At 70.1% G+C, this 25,471-nt stretch carries 25 protein-coding genes and 1 pseudogene; 10 read left to right on the top strand and 16 right to left on the bottom strand.

Features of this window, described 5'->3' with window-relative positions:
* Positions 1-22: 22 nt before the first annotated feature.
* Positions 23-1,390: a sigma-54 dependent transcriptional regulator gene (locus tag FV218_RS08905; protein ID WP_056092333.1), complete on the top strand. Its 1,368-nt coding sequence runs from the start codon at positions 23-25 to the stop codon at positions 1,388-1,390.
* Positions 1,391-1,393: 3 nt separating this feature from the next.
* On the opposite strand, the gene FV218_RS08900 is transcribed toward FV218_RS08905, so the two are convergent.
* The gene (locus FV218_RS08900) at positions 1,394-1,675 is read right to left on the bottom strand and encodes a hypothetical protein (RefSeq protein WP_056092337.1); all 282 of its coding nucleotides are present in this window, start codon (positions 1,673-1,675) and stop codon (positions 1,394-1,396) included.
* A 41-nt stretch (positions 1,676-1,716) separates the two neighbouring features.
* Positions 1,717-3,030 (bottom strand): hypothetical protein, encoded by a 1,314-nt coding sequence (locus FV218_RS08895; RefSeq protein WP_056092340.1) that lies wholly within the window; start codon positions 3,028-3,030, stop codon positions 1,717-1,719.
* A 191-nt stretch (positions 3,031-3,221) separates the two neighbouring features.
* Here FV218_RS08895 and FV218_RS22705 point away from each other — a divergent pair, with 191 nt between their 5' ends.
* Positions 3,222-3,701 carry a (2Fe-2S) ferredoxin domain-containing protein gene (locus tag FV218_RS22705; protein ID WP_187273005.1) on the top strand — a complete coding sequence of 160 codons (480 nt, stop codon included), beginning with the start codon at positions 3,222-3,224 and terminating at the stop codon, positions 3,699-3,701.
* Positions 3,702-3,768: 67 nt separating this feature from the next.
* Positions 3,769-4,815 carry a lysylphosphatidylglycerol synthase domain-containing protein gene (locus FV218_RS08885; RefSeq protein WP_147709456.1) on the top strand — a complete coding sequence of 349 codons (1,047 nt, stop codon included), beginning with the start codon at positions 3,769-3,771 and terminating at the stop codon, positions 4,813-4,815.
* A 1-nt stretch (position 4,816) separates the two neighbouring features.
* Here FV218_RS08885 and gmk read toward each other — a convergent pair whose 3' ends face one another.
* From gmk to mltG, 3 genes are all read right to left on the bottom strand, one after another.
* Positions 4,817-5,461: a guanylate kinase gene (gene gmk / locus FV218_RS08880; RefSeq protein ID WP_147709455.1), complete on the bottom strand. Its 645-nt coding sequence runs from the start codon at positions 5,459-5,461 to the stop codon at positions 4,817-4,819.
* Positions 5,462-5,472: 11 nt separating this feature from the next.
* On the bottom strand, positions 5,473-6,351 hold the full coding sequence (locus FV218_RS08875; protein WP_056092351.1) for a YicC/YloC family endoribonuclease: 879 nt from the start codon (positions 6,349-6,351) through the stop codon (positions 5,473-5,475).
* Between the two features lie 259 nt (positions 6,352-6,610).
* The gene (mltG, locus tag FV218_RS08870; protein WP_147709475.1) at positions 6,611-7,963 is read right to left on the bottom strand and encodes an endolytic transglycosylase MltG; all 1,353 of its coding nucleotides are present in this window, start codon (positions 7,961-7,963) and stop codon (positions 6,611-6,613) included.
* A 346-nt stretch (positions 7,964-8,309) separates the two neighbouring features.
* On the opposite strand from mltG, the gene FV218_RS08865 reads away from it, so the two are divergent.
* Complete coding sequence (locus tag FV218_RS08865) at positions 8,310-8,663, top strand: hypothetical protein (RefSeq protein WP_147709454.1); 354 nt, start codon at positions 8,310-8,312, stop codon at positions 8,661-8,663.
* Positions 8,664-8,882: 219 nt separating this feature from the next.
* Here FV218_RS08865 and FV218_RS08860 read toward each other — a convergent pair.
* The 5 genes and pseudogenes from FV218_RS08860 to fabD all read right to left on the bottom strand — a co-directional run.
* Positions 8,883-9,056 (bottom strand): annotated as a pseudogene (locus FV218_RS08860) (beta-ketoacyl-ACP synthase II); the annotation flags it as partial.
* Between the two features lie 195 nt (positions 9,057-9,251).
* The gene (fabF, locus tag FV218_RS08855; protein ID WP_056092354.1) at positions 9,252-10,514 is read right to left on the bottom strand and encodes a beta-ketoacyl-ACP synthase II; all 1,263 of its coding nucleotides are present in this window, start codon (positions 10,512-10,514) and stop codon (positions 9,252-9,254) included.
* 87 nt (positions 10,515-10,601) lie between these two features.
* Positions 10,602-10,838, bottom strand: a complete 237-nt coding sequence (locus FV218_RS08850) for an acyl carrier protein (RefSeq protein WP_018044468.1) — start codon at positions 10,836-10,838, stop codon at positions 10,602-10,604.
* 324 nt (positions 10,839-11,162) lie between these two features.
* Entirely contained in the window at positions 11,163-11,903 is a 741-nt protein-coding gene (fabG, locus tag FV218_RS08845) for a 3-oxoacyl-[acyl-carrier-protein] reductase (protein ID WP_056092357.1), read from the bottom strand.
* 14 nt (positions 11,904-11,917) lie between these two features.
* Positions 11,918-12,856 carry an ACP S-malonyltransferase gene (gene fabD, locus FV218_RS08840; protein WP_147709453.1) on the bottom strand — a complete coding sequence of 313 codons (939 nt, stop codon included), beginning with the start codon at positions 12,854-12,856 and terminating at the stop codon, positions 11,918-11,920.
* A gap of 247 nt (positions 12,857-13,103) precedes the next feature.
* On the opposite strand from fabD, the gene FV218_RS08835 reads away from it, so the two are divergent.
* The gene (locus FV218_RS08835; protein ID WP_187273004.1) at positions 13,104-14,315 is read left to right on the top strand and encodes an NAD(P)/FAD-dependent oxidoreductase; all 1,212 of its coding nucleotides are present in this window, start codon (positions 13,104-13,106) and stop codon (positions 14,313-14,315) included.
* A 58-nt stretch (positions 14,316-14,373) separates the two neighbouring features.
* On the opposite strand, the gene FV218_RS08830 is transcribed toward FV218_RS08835, so the two are convergent.
* Together FV218_RS08830 and FV218_RS08825 are read right to left on the bottom strand one after the other, a co-directional pair.
* Complete coding sequence (locus FV218_RS08830; protein WP_147709451.1) at positions 14,374-15,096, bottom strand: carbonic anhydrase; 723 nt, start codon at positions 15,094-15,096, stop codon at positions 14,374-14,376.
* A gap of 620 nt (positions 15,097-15,716) precedes the next feature.
* Positions 15,717-16,565 carry a LysR family transcriptional regulator gene (locus FV218_RS08825; RefSeq protein ID WP_147709450.1) on the bottom strand — a complete coding sequence of 283 codons (849 nt, stop codon included), beginning with the start codon at positions 16,563-16,565 and terminating at the stop codon, positions 15,717-15,719.
* A 100-nt stretch (positions 16,566-16,665) separates the two neighbouring features.
* On the opposite strand from FV218_RS08825, the gene FV218_RS08820 reads away from it, so the two are divergent.
* The gene (locus tag FV218_RS08820) at positions 16,666-17,070 is read left to right on the top strand and encodes a 4-oxalocrotonate tautomerase family protein (RefSeq protein ID WP_147709449.1); all 405 of its coding nucleotides are present in this window, start codon (positions 16,666-16,668) and stop codon (positions 17,068-17,070) included.
* A gap of 85 nt (positions 17,071-17,155) precedes the next feature.
* On the opposite strand, the gene FV218_RS08815 is transcribed toward FV218_RS08820, so the two are convergent.
* From FV218_RS08815 to FV218_RS08800, 4 genes are all read right to left on the bottom strand, one after another.
* On the bottom strand, positions 17,156-18,409 hold the full coding sequence (locus tag FV218_RS08815) for a type II toxin-antitoxin system HipA family toxin (protein ID WP_147709448.1): 1,254 nt from the start codon (positions 18,407-18,409) through the stop codon (positions 17,156-17,158).
* Positions 18,369-18,707 carry a helix-turn-helix transcriptional regulator gene (locus FV218_RS08810; protein ID WP_056092378.1) on the bottom strand — a complete coding sequence of 113 codons (339 nt, stop codon included), beginning with the start codon at positions 18,705-18,707 and terminating at the stop codon, positions 18,369-18,371. Before FV218_RS08810 ends, FV218_RS08815 begins: the two co-directional genes overlap by 41 nt.
* 92 nt (positions 18,708-18,799) lie before the next feature.
* The gene (map, locus tag FV218_RS08805; protein WP_056092381.1) at positions 18,800-19,549 is read right to left on the bottom strand and encodes a type I methionyl aminopeptidase; all 750 of its coding nucleotides are present in this window, start codon (positions 19,547-19,549) and stop codon (positions 18,800-18,802) included.
* Between the two features lie 58 nt (positions 19,550-19,607).
* Positions 19,608-20,339, bottom strand: a complete 732-nt coding sequence (locus FV218_RS08800) for a GDSL-type esterase/lipase family protein (protein ID WP_187273003.1) — start codon at positions 20,337-20,339, stop codon at positions 19,608-19,610.
* A 118-nt stretch (positions 20,340-20,457) separates the two neighbouring features.
* Between FV218_RS08800 and rpoZ the strand changes: the two genes are divergently transcribed.
* From rpoZ to FV218_RS08775, 4 genes are all read left to right on the top strand, one after another.
* Complete coding sequence (gene rpoZ, locus FV218_RS08795) at positions 20,458-20,862, top strand: DNA-directed RNA polymerase subunit omega (protein ID WP_056092390.1); 405 nt, start codon at positions 20,458-20,460, stop codon at positions 20,860-20,862.
* Positions 20,863-21,070: 208 nt separating this feature from the next.
* Positions 21,071-23,320, top strand: a complete 2,250-nt coding sequence (locus FV218_RS08790) for a bifunctional (p)ppGpp synthetase/guanosine-3',5'-bis(diphosphate) 3'-pyrophosphohydrolase (protein WP_147709446.1) — start codon at positions 21,071-21,073, stop codon at positions 23,318-23,320.
* 584 nt (positions 23,321-23,904) lie between these two features.
* The gene (gene pyrE, locus FV218_RS08780; RefSeq protein ID WP_147709445.1) at positions 23,905-24,495 is read left to right on the top strand and encodes an orotate phosphoribosyltransferase; all 591 of its coding nucleotides are present in this window, start codon (positions 23,905-23,907) and stop codon (positions 24,493-24,495) included.
* Positions 24,496-24,841: 346 nt separating this feature from the next.
* Positions 24,842-25,471, top strand: a 630-nt coding sequence (locus tag FV218_RS08775) for an NYN domain-containing protein (protein WP_246685046.1), incomplete at its 3' end; no start/stop codon positions are given.

Here is a 25,471-nt window from a genome sequence, read left to right as displayed (position 1 = left end):
CCCGACACGGAGACCTTGAGCCATGCGGCTTCTCATCATCGGACGCCTCAACGGCGAACTCGTCACCGCCTCCAAGATCGCCATGAACCGGGGCGCGGCGGTCACCAACGCCGAGAGTCTGGCGCAGGGCCTGGCTGTGTTGCGCGCCAAGGGCGCCGATCTCATCATGATCGACGTCGGCCTGCCGATCCGCGAGCTCGTCACGGCGCTCACCGACGAGCGCATCCGCACCCCCGTCATCGCCTGCGGCATCGCCACGGACGCCAAGGCGGCGGTGGCGGCGATCCAGGCGGGCGCTCGCGAATACATCCCCCTGCCCCCCGATCCGGAACTCATCGCCGCGGTGCTGCAGGCGGTCTCCGAGGACGGGCGCGCCTTCGTCTGGCGCGACGCCTCCATGGAGCGCGTGGTCAAGCTCGCCGATCAGGTCGCTCGCTCGGAGGCCTCCGTGCTCATCACCGGCGAGAGCGGAACCGGCAAGGAGGTGCTGGCCCGCCACGTCCACGGCAAGTCCAACCGCACGGCCAAGCCCTTCGTCTGCGTCAACTGCGCGGCGATCCCCGAAGCCCTCCTCGAATCTGAGTTGTTCGGCCACGAGAAGGGCGCCTTCACCGGGGCCGTGGCGCGCCGCATCGGTCGGTTCGAGGAGGCCAGCGGCGGCACGCTCCTCCTCGACGAGATCTCGGAGATGGACGTTCGGCTGCAGGCGAAGCTGCTGCGCGCCCTGCAGGAGCGGGTCATCGACCGGGTCGGCGGCTCGGCCCCGGTCAAGGTCGACATCCGGGTGCTCGCCACGTCGAACCGCAACCTCCTCGACGAGGTCCGCAAGGGCACTTTTCGCGAGGACCTGTACTACCGCCTCAACGTCGTCCACCTGAAGCTGCCGCCCCTGCGCGAGCGCCCGGCCGACATCCTCGAACTCGCCGGCCACTTCGCCCGGAAATACGCCGAGGTGAACGGCGTCCCCGTGCGGCCCCTCAGCCGCGCGGCGCAGACCCTGGTCTGCGCCAACCCCTGGCGCGGCAACGTGCGCGAGCTCGAGAACACCCTCCACCGCGCCGTCCTGCTGGCGTCCGGCCCGGAGATCGGCCCGGACGCGATCCTGACGCCGGAGGGCGAGAGCATCGGCGGGGCCGCCGCCGGCCCGGCCGAGCGCGCCGCGCGCGTGGCCGAGGCCGCGACCCGCGGCCTCGTCGGCCAGACGGTGGCACAGGTGGAGTGCGACCTCATCCTCGACACCCTGGACCATTGCCTCGGCAACCGGACGCACGCGGCCAAGATCCTCGGCATCTCGATCCGGACCCTGCGCAACAAGCTCAACGAGTATGTCGATGCGGGGCTCAGCGTGGCCGAGCCTGGCAGCGTGCGGGCGGCTGCCGCCTACGGTTGAGGCTCAGCGCCGCCGCGCCGCCGCCGCCTCGTCGGCGACCTGCGCCGCGTGCGCCCGCTCGAGCTTCTCCAGGGAGGTGAAGCGGGCGATATCGGCTTCGACGTCGCGGATCGTCTCCTCGACGAGGTGCTGCTGCAGGGCGATGCGCGGATCGTCCGGCTCCATCCCGTCGCGGGTCTGGAGCCGCTGGACCGCCTCCTTGACCACGCCGTAGACGGATTCCCGCGCCTCCCGGGTCATGGACGGGTTGACGGCACGGGCGATGAGGTCGGCGAATTCGGACATGGTTTCTCGGACCCGACGCGAGGGCGTGTGGGAGGGCCGGCCTACAGCCGCTGGTCCTTCAGGCCGGCGACGATGAGGGCGATGGAGCTCCACAGCACCAGGAAACAGAAGAACCCGACGGTGAGGGCGTAGCCCCGCTGCGGGTACATGGAGGCGATGGGCACGTCCGGCGGTACGAACGTCGCCAGGAAGATCTGCTGCTTGTTGGCCGCAATGCGCGCCCGATCGACCATGAGATTGGCCGATTCGTTGAGCTTGCCCGCGATGGTCTTCTCGACCTGGAGGCCCTCGTATTCGAGCAGCGCCCGGGTCATGTTGTTCGACGGATCGGAGCCCGAGAGCCCTTCCGTCGTGAGCTGATCCTGCAGGCGCTTGGTCTGCTGCTGGATCGCCGCGAGGTTGGCCACAAGGGTCTGGATACTGCGGGACTTCTCGTCGAGGTTCGAGCCGCGCAGGACCTGCAGGTCGGTCTCGGCCTTGAGCTGATCCTTGCGCAGGCCGGCCAGGGTGGTCAGCGTCGCCTCCGCCGCCTTGACCGGATCGATGATGCCCCAGCGGTTGCGGAAGGTCTGCAGGGCGAGATGGGCCTCGCGCAGGCGGGTCTGCGCCCGGACCGCGTCGGCCTCCGCATGGGCGATGAGGTCGTTCTGGGCGTTGCGCGAGATCTGGTTGATCAGCACCTCCGTGCGGGCGATCACCGCCTTGGCGATGGTCAGCGCGTCCTGAGGAGTGAAGGCGCGGACCGTGAGGGTGATGACGCCCGAGATCACGTCGATCCGGGCGACCACGTGCTTGCGCCAGTAGCGGGTCAGATCCTCGATGGGCTGGGGCGGCCGGTAGCGGCTCCAGAAGTCGGCTTCGTCGCGGGAGAACATCGCCGAGACCTTCAGCGATTCCTCCATCTTGGCCACGAGGGTCTGGCTCTGGATGTAGTCCTTGACGATGAAGCTGTCCTGACTGTTGTGCTTCTGGATCAGGTCGGCGAACTGGCCGACGGACGCCTCTTCCATGGGCTCGACATTGCCGCGGACGGTGAACTGTGCCTCCGCGACGTACTGGTTGGAGGCGAAGCCGTAGAGGTAGATCGCCAGCATCAGGGTCGGCAGCAACACGAAGACGCCGAAGTTGCGGATCAGGTCGATGGTGAGGTTGGGCGGCTTCGAGGACGCCGGGCGCAGGCCCGGCAGGCGCCGCCAGTCGAGGCGCTCGCCGGCCTTGCGCAGGAAGGCCGGGGCCCGGCCGGACGGGATCGGCGCCACGGTCTCGGCGTTGCGCCGCAGGTCCGGAACCGCCCGCAGGGCGAGGTCGATGACCCCGCGCAGGCGCTCCGACTGCTTGACCTCGTCGACATTCATCACATCGGGTTCCTGAAGGCTCGGCGCGCGAACGCGGCCCCACGCCGCGCATCCGGCGCCTCGTCGCGCCCGGGCGCGGCGCGGAGCCCTTTCGACCCCATGCCGTTACCCTGCCGAGTCCCGCGTTTTTCGGCCCTTTTTAAGGCGTGGGCGGCGGAGACGCCGGGGCCGCCACCCCGCCGAGGACCCCGATGACACGAGACCCGAACGACGAAACGCGTGCGGATTCGAAGGCCCGGCGCGCGCAATCGCGGACGGCGAAGCGCGCCGGCACCGAAGCCGCGCCGCGGGCGCCCGAGAAGATCCGCTACGCCAGGGCGAAATTCGGCGACGTCGTCCTCGTCTGCACCAAATGCGCCAAGCGTCAAGGCCTGCCGAAGGGCCGCATCCGCACCGTCCTCAAGCAGGCCCTGAAGGCGCGTGCCGGGACGTTCAAGGGGCGCATCCCGAAGCCGCGCCTCGTCGAGGTGGGCTGCCTCGGTCCCTGCCCGAAGCGGGCCGTGGCGGTGGCGACGACGGCGAGCCTCGCGCAGGGGCGCATCGTCCTCGTCGATCCGTCCGGCGATCCGGACGCGATCCTCGACGCCCTCCTCCCCGATTTCGGCCCCAAAGCCACGCTAACGCCGCCGGGTGCGCCGGAGGATGACAGGTCCGGGTCGCGCATCCCCTGAACCGGAGGCTGGCGGCGTCCGCGATGAAGCCCGTTCGTAGCGTCTCGATCCGGCAGGATCGCCCCGAATGAACCCGCCCGCCACCGGACGGAGGCGGATCGGCCGGGCGATCCTGCGCCGGCTCCCCTTGCTCGGCACGGTGCTGGGCCTCGGGCTCGGCATCTGGCTCGTGGTGACCCACGACCTCCATGCGGTGGCCGACGCCTTCGGGCGGATCGGCGCCGTCGGCCTCATCGGCATCGTCCTGGTCCGGGCGGCCATCGTCGCCGTGTGCGGGCTCGCCTGGCAACGGCTCCTCGGCGGCCTCGCCAAAGTGGAGGCCGGGGCGTTCCTCATCCTGCGGTTCGTGCGCGAGGGCATCAACGTGCTGCTGCCCGTGGCCTCGGTGGGGGGCGACGTGGTGGGCGGGCGGCTGCTGACGTTCTGGGGCGTGGCGGGGCCCCTGGCGGCGGCCTCGATCCTCGTCGACATGCTGATGCAGGTGGCGACGCAGGGGCTGTTCGCCCTGCTCGGCGTGGTGCTGCTGACGCGGGTCGGCGGCGGCACCGCCGAGGCCCTGGCGACGTGGACGGCGGGGGCCCTTGCCGTGACGGCGGTGATCGTCGCGGCCTTCTTCGCGGTCCAGCGCAGCGGCGCGGCCCGTGACCTCGTGCGCCGGTCCACGGGCCAGATGCGCCGCTGGGCCGGCGCGGCCGTGGCACCGCGGAACGGCGCGCCGGGCGGGGTGTACGACGCCCTCGACGCGGTCTGGGCCCCGGGCCGGCGCGGCGACATCGCCGCCGGGTTCGGGCTCCACCTCCTCGCCTGGGGCATGGGCGCCGTGGAGATCTGGATCGCCCTCGCCTGCATCGGAATCGCCGGGGTGAGCTGGACCGAGATCCTGGTGATCGAGGCGCTGAGTCAGGCGATCAAGTCGGCGGCGTTCCCGGTGCCGAGCGGCCTCGGGGTGCAGGAGGGCGGGTTCGTGCTGCTCGGCGGCCTGTTCGGCCTCGACCCCGGCACGGCGCTCGCCCTGTCCCTGGCGAAGCGTGTGCCCGACGTGGTGCTGGGCGTGCCGGCGCTCATCGCCTGGCAGATGCTGGAGGCGCGCCGCGCCACGGTGGTGCCGGAGTAGATCAGTCCGGTTCCGCCAGAAGCCCCTCGACGAACGGCGTCAGGCCGATGCGGCGGTCGCGCTTCAGGCGCTCGGCGATGAGGATGCCTTCGAGGGAGCGGAAGGCGTCGTCGAGGTCGTCGTTGACGATGACGTAGTCGTACTCGCTCCAGCGCTGGATCTCGAGGCGGGCGTTGGCGAGGCGCTTCTCGATGGTGTCGGGCGAATCCTCGGCCCGGCGCTCCAGGCGGTGGCGGAGTTCGGCCAGGCTGGGCGGCAGGATGAACACCGTCACCACGTCGTGGCTGAGCTTGGCCCGCACCTGCCGGGTGCCCTGGTAGTCGATGTCGAAGATCATGTCCCGGCCGGCGCCCAGCACCTTCTCCACGGGCCTGCGCGGGGTGCCGTAGAAATTGCCGTGGACCTCGGCCCATTCGAGCAGGTTGTCGGCGGCGCGGAGGGCGTCGAACGCCTCGCGGTCGATGAAGTTGTAGTGCTTGCCGTCGATCTCGGACGGGCGGCGGGCGCGGGTGGTCACCGAGATCGAGAGGTCGAGCCCCCATTTCGGATCGCCGGCGACGGCCCGGGTGAGTGTGGTCTTGCCCGCGCCGGAGGGCGAGGACAGGATGAGGATGAACCCGCGCCGCTCGATGGCCGTCGCCTGCATCGCAAAAAAACCTACTCGACGTTCTGAACCTGCTCGCGGAATTGCTCCACCACGGCCTTCAAGTCGAGTCCGATCCGCGACAGCGTGATGTCGCCCGCCTTGGCGCACAGGGTATTGGCCTCGCGGCCGAGCTCCTGGGCGAGGAAATCGAGCTTGCGCCCGATGGCGCCGCCCAGGGCCAGGAGGTCGGCGGCGCTGGCGAGATGGGCCCCGAGGCGGTCGAGTTCTTCCCGGACATCGGCCTTGGCCGCGAGCAGCACCGCCTCCTGGTGCAGGCGGTCGGGGTCGAGGTTGCCGATGGCGACGAGGGTCGAGACCGTGGCGGCGAGGCGCGCCCGCACGGCCTCGGGTTTCCGCGCCGGACACTCCTCGGCGGCGCGGGTCAGGCGGCTGATCTCGGCGAGCTGACCCTCGATGATCCCCCGGAGCTGGCGCCCCTCGGCGCGGCGGGCCTCGACGAGGTCGGTGACGAGGCGCACCACCCCGGCGGCGAGGTCGCGGGCGAGGGCGTCGGCGTCGACGCCCGCCTCGTCCTCGGTCTCGATGACGCCGCGCAGGGCCAGGAGCCCGTCGAGGGTCGCCGGGGCGACGCCCTCGGGCCGCGGCACCCGCGCCACCGCCGCCGCGAGCTCGGCCAGCAGCCCTTCGTTGATTCTGATGCGCGGGGCGGCGTCGGGGCGGGAGAGGTTGAGCGACAGCTGGCACTGCCCCCGCGCCAGGGTCTTTTGCAACGCGGTCCGGGCGACCTCCCCGGCCGCATCGTAGCCGTTGGGCACCCGCAGGCGCACCTCGAGGCCGCGCCCGTTCACGGCGCGGACCTCCCAGGCCCACTGCACCGGCCCGGTGGTGCCCGTGGCCCGGGCGAACCCCGTCATGCTGGAGAGGATCATGGTTTTGGGGGACCGTGTTCGGAGGAAAGCCACACCGGTTGCCGCCCCCCTCTCCCCGCCGGGCGGGGAGAGGCCTGCCTGCACCCCGGCGTGCAGGCAGGGAGCGCAGGCGGAGCCGAAGCGGGGGTGAGGGGGTCTATCCGGTGGAGGCTCGTTCGGAGCCGCCCCCTCACCGTCGGCTGCCGCCTCGCCGCGCCGACGACGGGGTCGTCGCGGCCCTCTCCCCGCAAGCGGGGCGAGGGGATGCACACGCCCCCCCTCACTGCGGCTTCAGCACCGGCACGTTCTTGGGCGAATTCAAATCGAAGGTCTTGTTGCGCAGGGGGTCGAGGCGGGTGCCCTCCGAGGCGTCGAAGGCCTTCGGGCGCGGCGCGGACGGATCGGCGCCGCCGGCGAAGTTGGTGTCGGCCGGGGCGTAGGCCGAGGCGCGGGCGGGGTCCGGCGCCGGCTCGACCTTGTCGACGGCGGCGTCCGGGGTCGGGGCCTGGCGGGCGCGCTCGACCTGGCGCCAGCGGGCGACGTTGCGCGAGTGGCCTTCAAGCGTCTCGGCGAAGGCGTGGCCGCCGGTGCCGTCGGCGACGAAGAACAGGTCCTTGGTCCGCGACGGGTTGGCGACGGCCTCGAGCGCCGCGCGGCCCGGATTGGCGATGGGGCCCGGCGGCAGGCCCTCGATGACGTAGGTGTTGTAGGGCGTGGCGCGCTCGATCTCCGTGCGCTGGATGCCGCGCCCGAGGGTGCCGCGCCCGCCCACCAGCCCGTACACGATGGTCGGGTCCGATTGCAGCTTCATGCGCTTGTTGAGGCGATTGACGAACACCCCGGCGACGCGGGGCCGTTCGTCGGCGCGGCCCGTCTCCTTCTCGACGATGGAGGCCAGCGTCACCATCTCGGCAGGGGTCTTGACCGGGATCTCGGCGGAGCGGCGCTTCCAGATGTCGGCCAGGACCTCGCGCTGCTTGGCGCGCATGAGGTTGACGATCTGCTGGCGGGTGGCGCCGCGCTCGAACTTGTAGGTGTCGGGCAGGAGCGCGCCCTCGGCCGGGATTTCGTTGATGTCGCCGGAGAGAATGTCGTTGTCGTTGAGCCGCGCCACGATCTGCTCGCTCGTCAGCCCCTCCGGGAAGGTGACGGCGTGCTGGACCTGCCGGCCCGACGACAGGGTCTCGATGGCGTCGTTGATGCTGGCATGGGCCTTGAACGTGTACTCGCCGGCCTTGAGGGCCTTGCCGCTCAGGCGGGCGGCCCACTCGAACAGGGCCGTGTGGGTGATGACGCCCTCGCGCGACAGGGCCTCGCCGATTTCCGAGGTGCCGCTGCGGGGCGAGATCACCACGACCTTGTCGGCGGGCAGCGGTCCCGGCTCCTTCACCTGGCGCTCGAACAGGGTCATGCCGATCATCACGCCGATGGCCAGCACCACCGACAGGGTGAGCAGCCCGGAGACCGTGGCGAGCAGGCCGCCCCGGCGGCGCTCGGGCAGGTCCGGCGGCGGCGGCGCGGCCGTGGGCTTGATCGCCTCGCTCGGGCTGCGCGGCAGGGCGCGCTGGGGCAGAGCCCGCTCCTCGGAGGCGGCCGGCACGGGCTCGGGGTTCGGGCGCTTGCGGAAGAACATGGACATCCTGTTCGGGCCTAGGGCCCCCTCCCCCCGTCCTTTGCAGGGCATGGGGCATGCTCGCGCGACGCCGGGCGGGCGCGAGGGGCTGACCGTTAAGCGTGCGAGCTTAGTCGGTTTTGTGGCGAAATGGGGGATTTGCGGAAGGGGCGAAGGAACACGGCGTGCGCGTGCCCTCCGATGTTCGGACGCGGCCGAGTGGCGACGTTTCTGACCCGCCGCCCACGATACCCTTCCGCCTATCGCGGACCTAGACAGGGGTCGGGAAGGCTTCTTTCATGGTCAAGGTCGTGCCCGTATGATCTAAACGAAGACGATCCTTCTTGAAGGTATGAGGACCATCGAGATGAGACGCGGAAACATCATTGCTGGATTTTTGCTGACTCCGTTCTTTATCATGTTAGTATTCTTGATCGCACGACAACCGATAGGTTGTCCGGGTGATAACGGGGCGTTTATAATTGTATATGTTTTTAGCTGTTTAATGGGTATGGGCAGTTTTTTGTATTTGATCACCAAGAATGGGGCGCATCTTCAAAAGTCAGCCCCAATTACATTTGCAATCAGGCACATCAATGTTCTTCGGGCGATTGTATTTATTTTGAGCGTTCTTGTAGCTCTTTCGGTAGCCTTCGCGCCGAAAAAGCCCATCACGCCGACGAAGGATGCGCAAACCCGTCCACCTTCACTGCGCCTGTAGCAGGCGGGACAGCATCGGCTTGGCCCTGGCGGGAACACTGCGCTCAAGTTGCACAGCGATAGATCGTTGCGCGGCGTAAGATTGTAAATATAAAAGTAAATGATACTGCGTTCGACGCAGTATCGGCTCTCCGTGCCTCCATGGAGGCAACATTTGCGTCAAATAATAGGACTGCAATGCTAAGCGGTATAAAATTGCATTATTGACCGATAGTCGTGTTCAATCCACCCGCCGCATCACCAAGCTCGCATTCGTCCCACCAAATCCAAAAGAGTTCGACAGCACGACATCCACCCGCTTGCGCTTGGCCTCGTGCGGTACGCGGCCGTTAGCGGTGTCCACCGAGGGGGTGTCGAAGTTGAGGGGCGGCGGCAGGACGCCATCGCGGATCGAGCGGCCGCGACGCGCCCCCTCTCCTTCCAGGAGAGGGGACCCGCGCTGCACCTCATACCGCAGCGGTCTAGGCGATGGGCCGCACTGAATCGTCGGGGATGGTCTCGAAGAGGCAAGCACCCCTTTCGGGCAAGCACAGCGTCCGAAGAGGTTCTGATCAGTCGTCAGAGATCGGACTGATGGGAGGCTTTGGCCTCAATCCACCCGCCGCATCACCAAGCTCGCATTCGTCCCACCGAACCCGAACGAATTCGACAGCACGACATCGACGCGCTTGCGCTTGGCCTCGTGCGGCACGAGGTCGATGGCGGTGACCACGGACGGGTTGTCGAGGTTGAGGGTCGGCGGCAGGACGCCGTCGCGGATGGTCAACACCGAGAAGATGGCTTCCACGGCGCCGGCGGCGCCGAGCAGGTGGCCGATGGCGGATTTGGTGGAAGACATGGCGGCGTTGGCGGCGTGGTCGCCGAGCAGGCGCTCCACGGCCTTCAGCTCGAGTTCGTCGCCCATGGGCGTCGAGGTGCCGTGGGCGTTGATGTAGTCGATGTCGGAGGCCCGGATGCCGGCGCGCTTGACGGCGGCGCTCATGCAGCGGAAGGCGCCGTCGCCGTCGGGGGCCGGCGAGGTGATGTGGTAGGCGTCGCCCGTGAGGCCGTAGCCGACCACCTCGGCGTAGATCTTCGCGCCGCGGGCCTTCGCGTGCTCGTACTCCTCCAGCACGACGACGCCGGCGCCCTCGCCCATGACGAAGCCGTCGCGGTCCCGGTCGTAGGGGCGCGAGGCGCGGGTCGGGTCGTCGTTGAAGCCGGTGGAAAGGGCGCGGCAGGCGGCGAAGCCCGCGAGTGCCAGGCGGTTCACCGGTGATTCGGCGCCGCCCGCCACCATGACGTCGGCATCGCCGAACTGGATCAGCCGGGCGGCGTCGCCGATGGCGTGGGCGCCCGTGGAGCAGGCGGTGACGACGGAGTGATTCGGGCCCTTGAGGCCGTGGGCGATGGAGACCTGGCCCGAGGCCAGGTTGATGATCCGGCCGGGGATGAAGAACGGCGAGATCCGGCGCGGACCCTTGTCGTGCAGGGTCACGGACGCGTCGTAGATGCCGCCGATGCCGCCGATGCCCGAGCCGATCATCACGCCCGTGGCGCACTGGTCTTCGTGGCTCTTCGGGTGCCAGTCGGCGTCGTCGAGGGCCTGGCCGGCGGCCGCCATGGCGTAGACGATGAACGGATCGACCTTGCGCTGCTCCTTCGCCTCCATCCAGGCATCCGGATCGAAGGTGTCGTTGGAGCCGTCGCCGAACGGCACGGAACAGGCGATGCGGCAGGCGAGGTCGTCGACGGGGAAGGCCGTGACCACCTTGGCCGCCGACTCACCCGCGATCAACCGGCTCCAGGTGGCCTCGACCCCGCTGGCCAGCGGCGTCACCATGCCCAAACCCGTCACCACTACCCGACGCATCGCGCTATCCCGAACCGGTCCCATCGTGAAACGAACGGCGCGCGGGGTCTGGCCGACCCCGCATCCGGCGCCTCGTCTCGGTGTGAATTAGGCGGAGTTCTTCTCGAGGAACTTCACCGCGTCGCCGACCGTCTGGATGGTCTCGGCGGCGTCGTCGGGGATCTCGACGTTGAATTCCTCCTCGAACGCCATCACGAGCTCGACGGTGTCGAGGCTGTCGGCGCCGAGATCATCGATGAAGTTCGCGCCCTCGACCACCTTCTCCGGCTCGACGCCGAGGTGTTCGACAACGATCTTCTTCACGCGCTCAGCGATATCGCTCATCGGTCTTGGTCCTTAGCTCTTCAAGAGTCGTGATGGTGTCGCCGTGGCCGCCGGCCCGTGACCGGTTGTGCTGGTCCGGGATGCGGCCGGTGTGTTCGCTCGCGCGCGTTTCGGGTGGCCCTCGGGCGAGTGGTCCTCGACCTGGTCCACATCGTTATGGGAATCTCCGCAACACGCCGAACCGTCAACCCCCCTCGCACGGCAGGCGGGGTGTTAACACAGGGTTCCTGCCCTGGCGAGGCCCGGTTCACAAGCCGTTCATCGCCGTGGCTTTTTCCGCCCGCCCGGGGCTTTTGCGGGTGTGCGGTGCAGCAAAGCTTGCCCTCACACCATCGCCATGCCGCCGTTGACGTGGAGGGTCTGGCCGGTGACGTAGCCGGCCTCGTCGGAGGCGAGGTAGAGGGTGGCGGCGGCGATCTCAGGCCCGGTGCCGAGGCGGTTCATGGGCACGCGGGTGAGGATGCCCTCGCGCTGCTTGTCGTTGAGCGCATCCGTCATCGGCGAGGTGATGAAGCCCGGCGCGATGCAGTTGACCGTGAGGTTGCGGGTGGCGACCTCGGCCGCCATGGCCTTGGTCATGCCGACGAGGCCGGCCTTGGCGGCGGCGTAGTTCACCTGCCCCGGATTGCCCGTGGTGCCGACCACCGATCCGATGTTGACGATGCGGCCGTGGCGGCGCTTCATCATGCCCTTCACGGCGGCCCGGGACAGGCGGAAGGCGGCCGTGAGGTTGACGGCGATGACCGCGTCCCATTCGTCGTCCTTCATCCGCAGGACGAGGTTGTCGCGGGTGATGCCGGCGTTGTTCACCAGCACGTCGAGGCCGCCCATGGCCGCCTCCGCCGCCGGCACCAGGGCCTCCACCGCCGCCTTGTCGGAGAGGTCGCACTCGACGATGTGGAGGCGCTCCCCCCCGAGGTCGGCCACGAGGGCTTCGAGGGCCGGGCGCCGGGTGCCCGACACCGTTACGGTGGCCCCTTGCGCGTGCAGGGTCCTGGCGATGGCGCCGCCGAGGCCGCCCGTGGCGCCGGTGACGAGGGCCCTGCGGCCGGTGAGATCGAACATGGGTCGTCCTGTGCTCAGAAGGTGGGGAACGCGGTGACGTCCTCGGGGGTGCCGACGGCGCTCGCCGCCGCCCCCGGCGCGATGCGCTTGACGAGGCCGGTGAGCACCTTGCCGGTGCCGATCTCGTTGAAGATGTCGATGCCGGCCGCCGCCATGGCGGCGACGCCCTCGCGCCAGCGCACGGTCCCGGTGACCTGGGCCACCAGGGCGTCGCGGATGGCGTCGCGGTCGGTGACCGGGGCGGCCAGCACGTTGGCGTAGACCGGCACCACGGGACTGTGCATGGCGACGTCGCCCAGAGCGGCCCGCATGGCCTCGGCGGCCGGGGCCATGAGCCGGCAGTGGAACGGTGCCGAGACGTTGAGCATCACCGCGCGCTTGATCCCGCGCGCCTGCGCCAGGGCCACGGCGCGCTCCACGGCAGCCCGGTCGCCCGACAGCACCACCTGGCCGCCGCCGTTGTCGTTGGCGACATCGCACACGGCGCCCTCCCGCGCCTCCTCGGCGATGGCCTGGGCGGCCTCGATCTCGGCGCCGATGAGGGCCGCCATGGCGCCCGCCCCCGGCGCCACCGCCGCCTGCATCGCCTGCCCGCGGATACGCAGCAACCGCGCCGCGTCGGCGATGGAGAAGGTGCCGGCGGCGGCGAGGGCCGTGTACTCGCCCAGCGAGTGGCCGGCGACGCAGGCCACGTCGCGCCGGAGGTCGAGGCCGCGCTCGGCCTCCAGTACCCGCAGGGTCGCGAGGGACGCGGCCATCAGGGCCGGCTGGGCGTTGGCCGTGAGGGTGAGTTCCTCCACCGGCCCCTCGAACATCAGGCGCGAGAGATTCTGGCCCAACGCCGCATCGACTTCCTCGAACACGGCGCGGGCCTGCGGGAAGCCGTCGGCGAGCGCCTTGCCCATGCCGACGGCCTGGCTGCCCTGGCCCGGAAAGATGAGTGCGCGCGCCATGGATTCCCCGTCCCGGAAAGGGCGGCCCACTCGCATCGCGGGACGCGCAAGTCAATCACGCGTCGCAAAATGGCACGGTTCACCTCGTCCGGGGCCGCGCACGGGATTTGCGCGGAGCCCCCCGTCCGGCCGCCGCGATGTTCCAGAGCGTTTCGTTCTGCCACGGCGACCCAGGAGCCGTCCCGCCATGTCCCAGCCCGAAACCGCCGATCCAGTCCCAGGTTCCGTCGCGCCGACCGTCCAGTCGATGGATCCCATTCTCTACGACGCCCTGGTGATCGGCGCCGGGATCGCCGGCCTCAGCTTCGCTGCGGCGGCGGCGCGCGAGGGGCGGCGCGTCCTCCTCGTCGCCGCCCGGGACGCGCATCCGCGCGAATTCCGCGCCGAGAAGTTCTCGGGCCGGGAGATGGACGTCCTCGATCGCCTCGGTCTCGGGGCCGGCGCCCGCACGGCGGCGACGCAGATCCACACGGTGGTGGAGGGCCGCTGGAGCCGGCTGATCAAGCGCGTGCCGTCGCGGGAATACGCCGTCCATTATCCCGACTTCGTGGATGCCGTCCGCGCCGCCATGCCGGACACCGTCCGGAACGTGACGGGCCGGGTCACCGGGATGACGACGGGGGCCGAGGTCCAGACCCTGACCCTGGCGGACGGCCGGCGCTACGCGGGCCGGCTCCTCGTCATCGCCACCGGCCTCGGCGAGGCGCTGACCCGCTCCCTCGGTTTCGAGCGGCGCGTGGTGAGCCAGGGCCACGCCCTGGTCTACGGCTTCAACACCGCCTGCAGCTACGCCCTGTTCGCGGGGGAGCAGCTGATCTGGAGCGCCGAGGGCGGCGGCGACGGCATCGCCTACCTCACCCTGTTCCCCCTCGGCACCCAGGTCCGCGCCAACCTGTTCACCTACTGGCCCCGGGGCGGGGCCGCCGCCGAGGCCTTCCTGGCCGATCCCGCAGCGGCCTTGCAGCGCCTGATGCCGGGCCTGACCCGGACCTACGGAGCGGTCGAGGCCGTCGGCCCCGTCCAGCACCGCCCCATCGACATCGTCGAGATCGCCAACCCCGTGCGCGACGGCGTGGTGGTGATCGGCGACGCGTTCTGCACCACCTGCCCCGGCTGGGGCACCGGCATCACCAAGGCCCTCTCGGACGTGACCGTGCTGATCCGGCACCTGCCGGATTGGCTCGCCACCCCCGGCATGGACAGCGCCAAGATCGCGGCCTTCTACACCGACCCGGACAAGGTCGCGGCCGATCAGCTCTCCGTCGGCAAGAGCCTGCGCATGCGCCGGATGAAGATGGGCCGCGACGTGGCCTCGCGCTTCCTCGCCCTGCGCAGCACGGTCTTCCGCCGCGGCGAACAGGCCCTGACCGATGCCACCGCGCATCTGCGCACCGCCGTCGTGCAACTCCGCTCCGCCGCCGCGCGCGTTCGCTCGAAGGCGCCGGCGGCGAACCCGTGAGCGGTCCCCGCGGCGCTGTTGATCGTGCTCTTGGGCCGGGTCAGGCCCCTGGGCCGGGTCAGGCCTCGTTGAAGAAATCCACCGTGCCGGTGTCGAGGCTGTAGGCGGCGCCGACGATGCGGAGCTTGCCCGCCTTGAGGGGGTCGATCAGGCTCGGCTCCGAGGCGCCGCGCAGGCGGGCCACGACCCGGTCGACGTTGGCGCGGACGCAGTTCTCGACGAAGTCGCCGGGTTTTTCGCGTTGGGACAGGACCGCCGGCACGATGGGCTCGATCATCCGGCCGATGGAGCCGGGATAGACGGTGTTGTTCTTCACCACATCGATGGCGGCCTCCACGGCGCCGCAGCGGCTGTGGCCCATCACCAGCACCAGGGGCACGCCGAGCTGCGACACGGCGTATTCGATGGAGCCCAAGGCCGCCGTGTCGACGCAGTTGCCGGCGTTGCGCACGATGAAGAGTTCGCCGAGGCCCCGGCCGAACAGGATCTCGGGCGAGACGCGGGAATCCGAGCAGCTCACCAGAACCACGAACGGCGTCTGGCCCAGGGCGATCTCGATGCGGCGCTCGCGGCCCTGCACGGCGCGCACGGGGCTGTCGGTCTGGTAGGCGCGGTTGCCCTGCTTCAGGGTCTCCAGGGCCTCGTCGGCGGTGAGCGTGGTTTTCTTCGTCGATGGGCTCGCGGCGAATGCACCGCTTGGTAGGCCGGTGGCGGCGAAGCAGGCGGCGCCGAGGCCGCAGCCGCAGGCGAGCAGGCTGCGTCGGCTGAGCAAGGTCTTCATGGGCTTGGGGCTCCGCTTGTCCGGTCTCGCGCGATGATAGTCATATTTTTACAGGCTACCGGATTCAAACAACTGCGAATGGGCCGATTCCGTGCCGCGGCAGGCATCCGGACGCGGGCGGGAGGCGCACCGGGGCTCCCTCTCCTTCCAGGCTACGGCATTCACACATCTCGCGGGCAGCGCGGGTCCCCTCTCCTGGAAGGAGAGGGACAGGGTGAGGTGTGTGGCTTCTCCGGAAAGTTCGCACACCTCACCCCAACCCTCTCCTTCCAGGAGAGGGAGCCCCGATGGGCCTCACGCCCGCATCCGGTTGCCGTCAGGGGCCCTGTCTCTGCACGAGATCGGCCCGTTCGCGATTGTGTGAATCCAGTAGCCTTCCAGGAGAGGGGACCCGAGCATCCCGCGAGATGTGTAAATACCGTAGCCCAAACAGGAGAGGGAGCACCGATGTGCTTCACGCCCGCATCCGGATGCCTTCCGGGACCCCGTCTCTGCACGGGACCGGCCCGCGCGACGATAGGGGGCGTCCGCGGCGTTGTCGCCGGGGTAAGTTGCGGCGGGTGGCGAACGGATTGAGACGCACCCCTCGAACGTGCGCGGGGGGCTGTCGACCCGTGCCGTCACGTCGTCCGCAGCATGGTCCGGACCGCCGCTTCGAGGGCCCGTGCGGCGGCGCTCGCCGTCGGGGACCCGGTGCGGGCGAACATCACGATCTCCGAGGGCGGCAGGTCGGGGAGACCGAGGCGCGCGCCGGCGTCGGCCATGCGCCCGGAGGCGACGGCCCCCATGGGGGCGATGCCGAGCCCCGCCCTCACGGCGGCCGCGAGGGCGATGCAGCTCCCGCCGACGAAGGCTTCCCGCCACGGCCGGTTGGCCGCCTCGAGGCGCCGGATCGCCATGGACCTGACCCCGCAGGCCGGCCCGAGGGTGACGAGCGGCAGGGGACGGTCCGGCGCGACGGCGTTCCCGTCCGCGCACCGCCAGCCCAGGGGGTCCGTGCCGAGCACCTCGCCCTCCGCGCCGCCCGCTTCGCGGCGGACGATGACGGCATCGAGGTCGCCCCCGTCGAACAGGGCACGGACCTGCTGGGACACGCCGAGGCGGAGTTCGAGGGCGCTCGTCGGCGGCAGCGCCGCGCGGACGTGGCGGATCACGTCCTCCAGCCCGGTCCCCAGGGCATGATCGCTCGCGCCGATGGCGAACCGCGCCGTCGGCGCGTCGTCGAAGCACGTGGCCGCGTCGTGCGCGGCCATCAGCGCCCGGGCCTTGGCGAGGAAGGCCAGGCCATCCTCCGTCGGCCGGACGAAGCGGGGCGTGCGTTCGAGGAGCTTGCGGCCGAGGGCCGCCTCCAGGCCCTTGAGGCGCGTGCTGACCACGGGCTGCACCGTCCCGGCCGCCTCCGCGGCCCGCGTGAGGTTGCCGAATTCCACCGCGAGGATGAACAGGCGAACCGAGGCGAGATCGAGCATGATACCGAACCGCTATGATCAGGAGTGTGCATCATAGCGTTTCACGGAGATGGAACCAGGGGCAGATTGATCTCCGCACCCATGCCGAGGAGGTTTTTCGATGCCCATGATCACCGTCCGCTACGTCACCGCATCGCCGCGGCCCGATCTCCGGTCGGACATCGCCCGCCTGGCCGCCCGCCTCGGGGCCGAGCGGCTCGGCAAGGACCCGGAGGTCACGGCCGTGCTAGTCGAGGAAGCCGACCCGCAGGGCTGGTTCATCGCCGGGACGCGCCCGACGGAGGCGGGGCTGTCGGCGTTCTGGCTCGACATCAAGATCACCGCCGGGACCAACACGAAGGCCGAGACCACGGCCTTCGTCCGTGCCGCCTTCGACGGGATGGCGGACCTCATCGGCCCGCTGCACCCGGAATGCTACGTCTTCGTCCACGCCGTCGACGGTGACGCCTACGGCTACGGTGGCCGCACCCAGAACGGCCGCTGGGCCGTCGCCAACCCCGGATAGACCGAACGCCGGCATCCGGTGGAGAAAGACGGGACGCCGGGGAAAGAGCGCGTGTTCGACGCGGCCTCCGACGCGGCGCCGGGGATCACCCGGGACGCTCCAGTTCCGTCGAGAAGGCCCGCGCGAGCCGCCCGATCGTGACCGCGTCGACGCCGTCGGCGGCAAAATCCTGCCGCCAGGATCGCATCCGGGCAGCGAGGTCGGCGACAAGTCCGCGGGCATCGTCTTGCGAGAGGTCGAAATCCGCGGCCCGGGTCAGGCCGTTGCCGATCGTCGGGTAGCTCCCGGATCGGCCGACCCCGATGGCCTGCTGCGGATCCATGTCCGGTTGAGGAACCACGTCAAAGGCCGGGGACAGCCGCCACGCGCCGTCGCGCCGTAGGACGGCGTGATTCTTGAGGTGGTCGTCCCGGTTGCCGCACAGGACGTTGAACACCATGCGGCGGAAGAGTTCATGGCGGTCCGATACGTTCCGCGCGCCGTGCCGGAGGAGGAAGAGGGCGAGTTCGGGGTAGGAGCCGGAATCGGACGTCTCGTCCAGTCCGAGGGCGGTCAATCCGCTCAGGTAATGGGCCGTCGGTTCGTGCGTGACCGGATCGCGGTCGAAGCGCTTGACCAGGATGACCTTGCGAGGCCCGACAGGGAGCAGCTTGGTCTCAGCGGCGTCGATCCCGCACCGGGATGCCAAGCGCATCGTCGCATGCTCGGCGCCGCATTGGTCGTAGGTGTCGTCCCGCCGCTGGAACTTGGCGATCCATAGGGTGCCCTGGTGTTCCACGACGGCCTTCGGCCGGGCGCCGCCCATGCTTGCGCCCGCGCTCCAGAGGCGGGCCGCCAGCCCTTCGACCGCCTCACCGCGTTCCAGACGTTCAAACCCGTCCGCAATGCCGTCGAGGTCGGCCATGGCCGCGTAGCCGGGATGGGGTGGCGGCGGGGCCGGGGTTTCGGAGAAGGCGAGGCATCCGACGCGCTCGTCCCCGGTGGCGAGCAACCAGTCGCCCGCCGTCATCGGGGACCTGTCGACCGGCCGCCGATGCGCGATGAGCCGCCGGCCCCAGCGGTCCGGGGTGGCATCCGCCAGGACGCCCGGAAGCCGGCCGCGGCCGGTGCTCCTGAATGGCCCCGGCTGAAGCGGCAGGTGTTCCGGATCGAGGGCGAAGGCCCGGCCATGATCGTTCCTCAGCCAGGACCCGACATAGGCGAATTCGCCGTAGGGTTGCCCGGCCGCCGGCGCGACGCGGCGATACCGGCCGGCGAGGTCCGTGGCGCCGCCCCGGTGGCGGACATGGACATAGACCTCAGAGGTCATCGAGATTCGCCTCGCGCGGGCGACGCGCACGGCTGGGAAGGCGGGCGGTTTCCATGGCGGCGGCGAGGTGGTCGTTCTCGGGACTGACCGCGTGCCGGACGGCCGGAAGGAGGCCGAGGACCCAGGCGGCCTTGGCGAAGACGCCGAGCGAAACCGTCGGGTCGCCGTTCTCGAGCTTGCGCAGGGTCGGAAGGGAGACCCCCACGCGGGCCGCGAGGTCGGCTGCGGGCTGACGTCGGCGCAGGCGCGCGGCCCTGAGGGCCCGTCCCACCTCGCGCAGCCCGTCCAGGACCTCGAACGGCGTCTGTGTGGCGCGCTCGTATTTCATGCCATCAGAATTGCACGGAAGTGGCCTTAAGTGAAAGCCTGCTTTCCATCTTGGAGAGCCGTCCCCATCGGAGGCGTGCCTCCGTCCCCCGGTCACCCCGGCCGCGTCACCACCAGGGCGCCCTGGCGCGTCGCCACGACGGTGTGCTCGTACTGGACCGTCGGGGCCCTGGGGTCGCCGAACAGGGTCCAGCCGTCGTCGCCGCCGTCGGCGAAGGTGCTGCCGAGGGAGAGGAACGGTTCGATGGTGAAGACGAGGCCTTCGCCCATGATCCGCCGCTCGGAGCGGTCGGGCCAGGTGGCGATCTCCTTCGGCTCCTCGTGGAGGGACTGGCCGACCCCGTGGCTCGCGAGGTTGCGGACGAGGGTGTAGCGGTTCTTCCGCGCGAAGTCGCCGATGGCCAGCCCGATGCCAGCGAGCGGCCGGTCGGCCCCGACCTGCCGGATGCCGGTCCACAGGGCCCGGCGCCCGTCCCGGCACAGGCGTTCGACGGATTTCGTCACGGGCGGCACGGCGAAGGAGGCGCCCGTATCGGCGAAGATCCCGTTCTTCTCCGCCGAGACATCGATGTTCACGAGGTCGCCGGCCCCGATCCGGCGCGGGCCCGGGATGCCGTGGGCGATCTCCTCGTTGACGCTGATGCAGGTCGCCCCCGGGAAACCGTAGGACAGCTCGGGTCCGGGCCGGGCCCCGGCGGCCTCCAGGATGCCCCGGCCGATCCGGTCCAGTTCCGCCGTGGTCATGCCGGGCTCGAGGGCCGCGCCCATGGCCGCGAGGGCGTTGGCGACGATGCGCCCGATCTCTTCGAGGAGGACGAGGTCGCCGTCGTTGGAAATGGTCATGGGCGATCCGAAGGGAGGATGGGACGTGGTCGGGACCGGGCGGCCCCAGGGCGGGCGCTCACGGGGCGGGCGCCGGGGCCCGCCGGGCGCGGATGGCGGCGCCGAGGGTCGCGTATCCCTCCGGCGTGAGGTGGACCATGTCGGGCAGGAAGGTCGGACATTGGTCGTCGGCGCAGCGCAGGGCGGCGTCGGCGCCCTCCACCAGGACGGCGCCGCCCCGCCCCGCCAGGAGCTCCGCCACCGCGCGGTTCAGGGCCGTGCGCGCGTCATCGCGGAACGCCGATTTCCGGCCCCGCGGCGGGGTGCCGACGACGACGAGGGCGGGCCTGTGCCAGAGCGCGTCGATCCGGTCGACGATCCGGCGGATGCCGTCGAGGATGGCGCAGGCCTTGTCGCCGTAGCCGAGGTTGTTGGTGCCGATCATGAGGAACACGGTGCGGGGCGCGAGCCGGGCGTAACGCGCGTCCTGCAGGCGCCACAGCACGTTCTGGGTCCGGTCGCTGCCGACGCCGAGGTTGAGGAGGCCATCGCCAAAAGTCTCGCGGGCCAGGGCCTCGGGCCACAGCTCCGTGAGACTGTCGCCGAGCAGCACGATTCCGGCGCCCGGCGCCTGCGCGGCGGCGCGCCCGACGAGTTCGGCGCGCCGGTAGGCCGTCGCGCTCTGGGGCGGCACCGGGATCGTCGCGACGGCGATGTCGGCGGCATCGCAAGGGGGCTCCTCGGCCCGCGCGGGGCCGGCGAGCAGAACACTCAGCGCCACCACGGCCCGGACGTGTGATCCCCGCGTCATCCGCCCCGTCCTCCGCATGCCCCGTCCCCTTCCGGAGGCACGTCTTGTTGCCGCGCGTCAAGGGGTGTAAGAGGCCGGTTCAATTCCCTAAACCCTGTTCGAGGAAGGAGCCGCCCCCATGGCTCGCGTCACCGTTGAAGACTGCATCGACAAGGTCGAGAACCGGTTCGAGCTCGTGCTGCTCGCCAGTCACCGCGCCCGCCTGCTCGCCGCCGGCGCGCCCCTGACCATCGACCGCGACCGCGACAAGAACCCCGTCTGCGCCCTGCGCGAGATCGGCGACGCGACCATCACGGCCGACGACCTCAAGGAACAGCTCATCCACTCGATGCAGAAATACGTCGAGGTCGACGAGCCCGAGGCCGAGACCGTGCCCCTGCTGTCGAGCTCGCCCGCCGCCGCCGCCGTCGCCCCGCAATCCACCAGCGACGACGTGCAGTTCGACCGCATGAGCGAGGAAGATCTTCTGCGCGGCCTCGAGAACCTCGCCCCGCCGACGGAGACGGACGAAGAGGCCGAGTAATCGGCAGCCTTCACGGCGCGCGACCAGCAACCCGGCCCCGCGGCCGGGTTTTTTCTTGCCTCCCACCGGCCGAGAACCCGTCCTGCGGCGCCTTAAATGCCGGCCTGCGGCGCTTTCGGGCTGGCGTGGGCGCGTGCGATGCGGGACAAATTGCGCTCCGGCCCGTGTGATGCGGGCGTCGAAGTCGCAAAAAGGGTCTCACTCGCGGATGATGCGCCAATACGAGCTTGTCGAGCGGGTCAAGCGCTACAACCCCGCCGCGGACGAAGCCCTGCTCAACCGCGCCTACGTCTACGCCATGCGCGCCCACGGCACCCAGAAGCGGGCGTCGGGCGACCCGTTCTTCGCCCATCCCCTCGAAGTCGCCGCCATCCTCACCGACCTGCGGCTCGACGACGCCACCATCGTGGCCGCCGTGCTGCACGACACCGTGGAGGACACCGCCGCCACCCTCGACGAGATCCGCGAGATCTTCAGCCCCGAGATCGGCGCCCTCGTGGACGGCCTGACCAAGCTGAAGCGCCTCGACCTCGTCTCGAAGCGCGCCGCCCAGGGCGAGAACTTTCGCAAGCTGCTGCTCGCCGTGGCGGCGGACGTGCGCGTGCTGCTGGTCAAGCTCGCCGACCGCCTCCACAACATGCGCACCCTCCACCACATGCGCGTGGACAAGCGCGAGCGCATCGCCGAGGAGACCCTCGACATCTACGCGCCGCTCGCCGGCCGGATGGGCATGCAGGAGATGCGCGAGGAGCTGGAAGACCTGGCGCTCCGCAACCTCAAGCCCGAGATCTACGCCACCATCGCCCAGCGCCTCGCCGACCTCTCGGCGAAATCCGAGCGCCTGGTCGAGAGCATCGAGCAGGACCTCACCGCCCGCCTCGCCGCGCAGGGGATCACCGCCGCGGTGACGGGGCGGCAGAAGCGGCCCTACTCGATCTCGGCCAAGATGGAGCGCAAGTCCGTCGCCTTCGAGCAATTGTCGGACATCTTCGGCTTTCGCATCATCGTCGAGACCCTCGCCGACTGCTACGGGGCGCTCGGCGTCGTCCACACCACCTGGCCGATGGTGCCGGGGCGGTACAAGGACTACATCTCGACCGCGAAGCAGAACGATTACCGCTCGATCCACACCACGGTGATCGGCCCGAAGAGCCAGCGCGTCGAGCTGCAGATCCGCACCGCCGCCATGGACGAGATCGCCGAGTACGGCATCGCCGCCCACGCCCTCTACAAGGAGGCGGGTGCCAAGGACGGCGGTGGGAAGGATGACGCCGGCGCCCCGCCGCGCCTCGCCACCGAAAGCGGCGCCTACCAGTGGCTGCGCCGCACCATCGAGCTGCTCGCCGAGGGCGACAGCCCGGAGGAATTTCTGGAGCACACCAAGCTCGAGCTGTTCCAGGACCAGGTGTTCTGCTTCACGCCGAAGGGCCGGCTCATCGCCCTGCCGCGGGGCGCCACCCCCATCGACTTCGCCTACGCGGTCCACACCGATGTGGGCAACTCGGCCGTGGGGGCCAAGATCAACGGCCGCATGGCGCCGCTCCTGCACGAGCTCGTCAACGGCGACGAGGTCGAGATCGCCCGCGCCGACGGCCAGTCGCCCCCGGCGGCCTGGGAATCCCTCGTGGTGACGGGCAAGGCGCGCGCCGCCATCCGCCGGGCGACGCGCTCGGCCGTGCGGCGGCAATATGCCGGCCTCGGGCGCCAGATCCTCGACCGCGCCTTTGAGCGGGCGGCCAAGAGCTTCTCCGAGGACAAGCTGCGCGGCGCCCTGCCCCGGCTCGCCCGGACCTCCACCGAGGACGTGTTCGCGGCCGTCGGCCGGGGCGAGATGTTCTCGGGCGACGTGGTGCGGGCGGTCTATCCCGACCACAAGGACGAGCGCCGCCCGGTGCCCTCCCCCCTGCAGCAGCCCGCCGCCGGGGGCGCGGGCCGACTCAGCCTCTCGAAGGACCAGACCATGCGTCTGACCTTCCCCGAGGGGCCGGGCGAGGCGGGACGGCCCGACGCGATCCCCATCCGGGGCCTCGACACCGACCTGCCGGTGAGCTTCGCGCCCAATGGCGGCGCCGTGCCGGGCGACCGCATCGTCGGCATCCTCACCCCCGGCATCGGCGTGACCATCTACCCGATCCAGTCGGCGGCCCTGGCCGCCTTCGACAACGAGCCCGACCGCTGGCTCGACGTGCGCTGGGACGTCGAGGCCGGCGCCAGCGAGCGCTTCCCGGCGCGTCTCGCCCTCCAGTCCATCAACGAGCCCGGCGTGCTCGCCTCCATTGCCCAGGTCATCGCCGACCACGACGGCAACATCGACAACCTGTCGATGAAGCGAAAGACCCAGGATTTCACCGAAATCGTCATCGATCTCGCCGTCTGGGACCTGAAGCACCTCAACGCCATCGTGGCGGAGCTGCGCGCCAAGCGCACCGTCGCTCGGGTTGACCGGGTGAACGGGTGAGCTCCGGCTTGCTGTGGAGACCGTCGTGCTTCCTGCTCCGGGTTCGATGGGCGGGAGACACGACAGGCTCCCTCTCCTTCCAGGCAGGGCGATCGCGGATGGGTGCATGCGTTTGGGCCGGCCCTTGCCCCTTCGTGCAGAACGCAGGTGCGCATCCCCCTCTCCCCGCCTGCGGGGAGAGGGCCGCAGGCACCCCGCCGTGCCTGCGGCGAGCGAAGGCGGAGCCGCAGCGACGGTGAGGGGGCTTCGTCGGAGGAGCCTCTTCCGGATTCGCCCCCTCACCTTCGGCTGCCGCCTCGACGCGCTCCCCGGCAGGGGGGAGACGCGTCCCTCTCCCCGCAGGCGGGGAGAGGGGATGCGCACCGGAAACTCCGCTTGTTCGACGACGCCCTTCGGCGGCGGCTTCAGACCGCGACCATCAGCTGCGATCGCCCTGCCTGAACGAAGAGGGGACCCGCGCTGCCGGCTGACGACCGAAGACGACGGTGTTGGTGAGGATCGGGACCAGGCGCTTGCGCCCGTCCTCCGCCCCTGCTTACACACGGACCGATTTCCGAAGACCGCGAAGAAGACCGGAGCCGACCATGACCCCTGAGCAGGTGCTCGCCGAATTCCGCGACGCGAACGCCCTGTTGGAGGGGCATTTCGTCCTCAGTTCCGGCCTGCATTCCGGGGTATTTCTCCAGAAGATGGCGATCTTCTCCGATCCGGTCCGCACCGAGCGCCTGTGCAAGGCCCTCGCGGCCGCGATCACCAAGCGGTTCGGCCCCATCGACATCGTGGTCTCGCCGGCCATCGGCGGCATCGTGCCGGGCTACGAGACCGCGCGGCACCTCGGCGCCCGCGCCATCTTCGTGGAGCGCGATCCCGGCGGCCCCTTCACCCTGCGGCGCGGCTTCAGCATCCCGGCGGGGACGCGGGCCGTCATCGTCGAGGACATCGTCACCACCGGGCTCTCGGCCCGCGAATGCCTCGCCTCCCTCTCCGGCGAGGCCGGCGAAATCGTCGGCGCGGCCTGCCTCATCGACCGCTCGGGCGGGCGCGGCGAGATCGGCCTGCCCCTCGTCACCCTCGTGACCCTCGACATCCCGGCCTACCCGGCCGACGCCCTGCCGCCCGAACTCGCGGCCCTGCCGGCGGTCAAGCCCGGCAGCCGGGTCGTGCCGAAGGCCTGAGGCCGTCGCATGGCTCCGGCGCAGCGGGATCGAGCCGGCCAAGACGGCGGCCCGGCTTGAGGAGAGATTTATTTCCGGTTTCGGTAGAATTTCGACTAAACCAGTCCGGGAAACTTAGAATTTCTACACTTAATACTGGTCAAGCTTGACATAAATCGCCTCGGTGCCCTACTACGCGCGGCTGTTTCGCCGCGCGCCGGCGAGCCGTCGCCATTTTATCGATTTCGTTGATTAAAATCCGGTCGAAGACGGTCGAAAGACAGACTCTAGATTGCGAAATTCGACAGAGATCATGATGCGCGAAGCGGCCGCGGCCTGACTTCGTATCGGAAAATTGGATCGTTTCATGAGCGCACAACAGCGCAGCGCCCTGTTCATCGACGGGGCCAATCTCTACGCCGCGACCAAGGCCCTCGGGTTCGACATCGATTACCGTCGTCTGTTGAAGGAGTTCCAGGCGCGCGACAATCTCATCCGGGCCTTCTACTACACTGCCATGGTCGAGGACCAGGAATACTCGTCGATCCGTCCGCTCATCGATTGGCTCGACTACAACGGCTATCGGGTCGTGACCAAGCCCGCCAAGGAGTTCGTCGATTCGGCCGGGCGCCGCAAGATCAAGGGCAACATGGACATCGAGCTCGCCATCGATGCCCTCGAACTCGCGCCCCGCATCGACCACATGGTGCTGTTCTCCGGCGACGGCGACTTCCGCTCCCTCGTCGAGGCCATGCAGCGCAAGGGCGTGCGGGTGACCGTGGTCTCCACCATCCAGACCCAGCCCGCCATGGTGGCCGACGACCTGCGCCGGCAGGCCGACGAGTTCCTCGACCTCGTCCACCTCATCCCCCGCGTCGGCCGCGACCCGGGCGAGCGCAACGTGCGATCGACGCCGGACCGGTCCGTGTCCGGCCCCGGCGACACCGGCACCCGCTCCCGCGGCGAGACCCCCGAGCGCTCGGCCCCCCCCCGCCCC

Origin of the sequence: Methylobacterium sp. WL69 (assembly GCF_008039485.1) — a bacterium.
Classification (GTDB): Bacteria; Pseudomonadota; Alphaproteobacteria; order Rhizobiales; family Beijerinckiaceae; genus Methylobacterium.
This window is presented reverse-complemented; position numbering and strand designations above follow the sequence as displayed.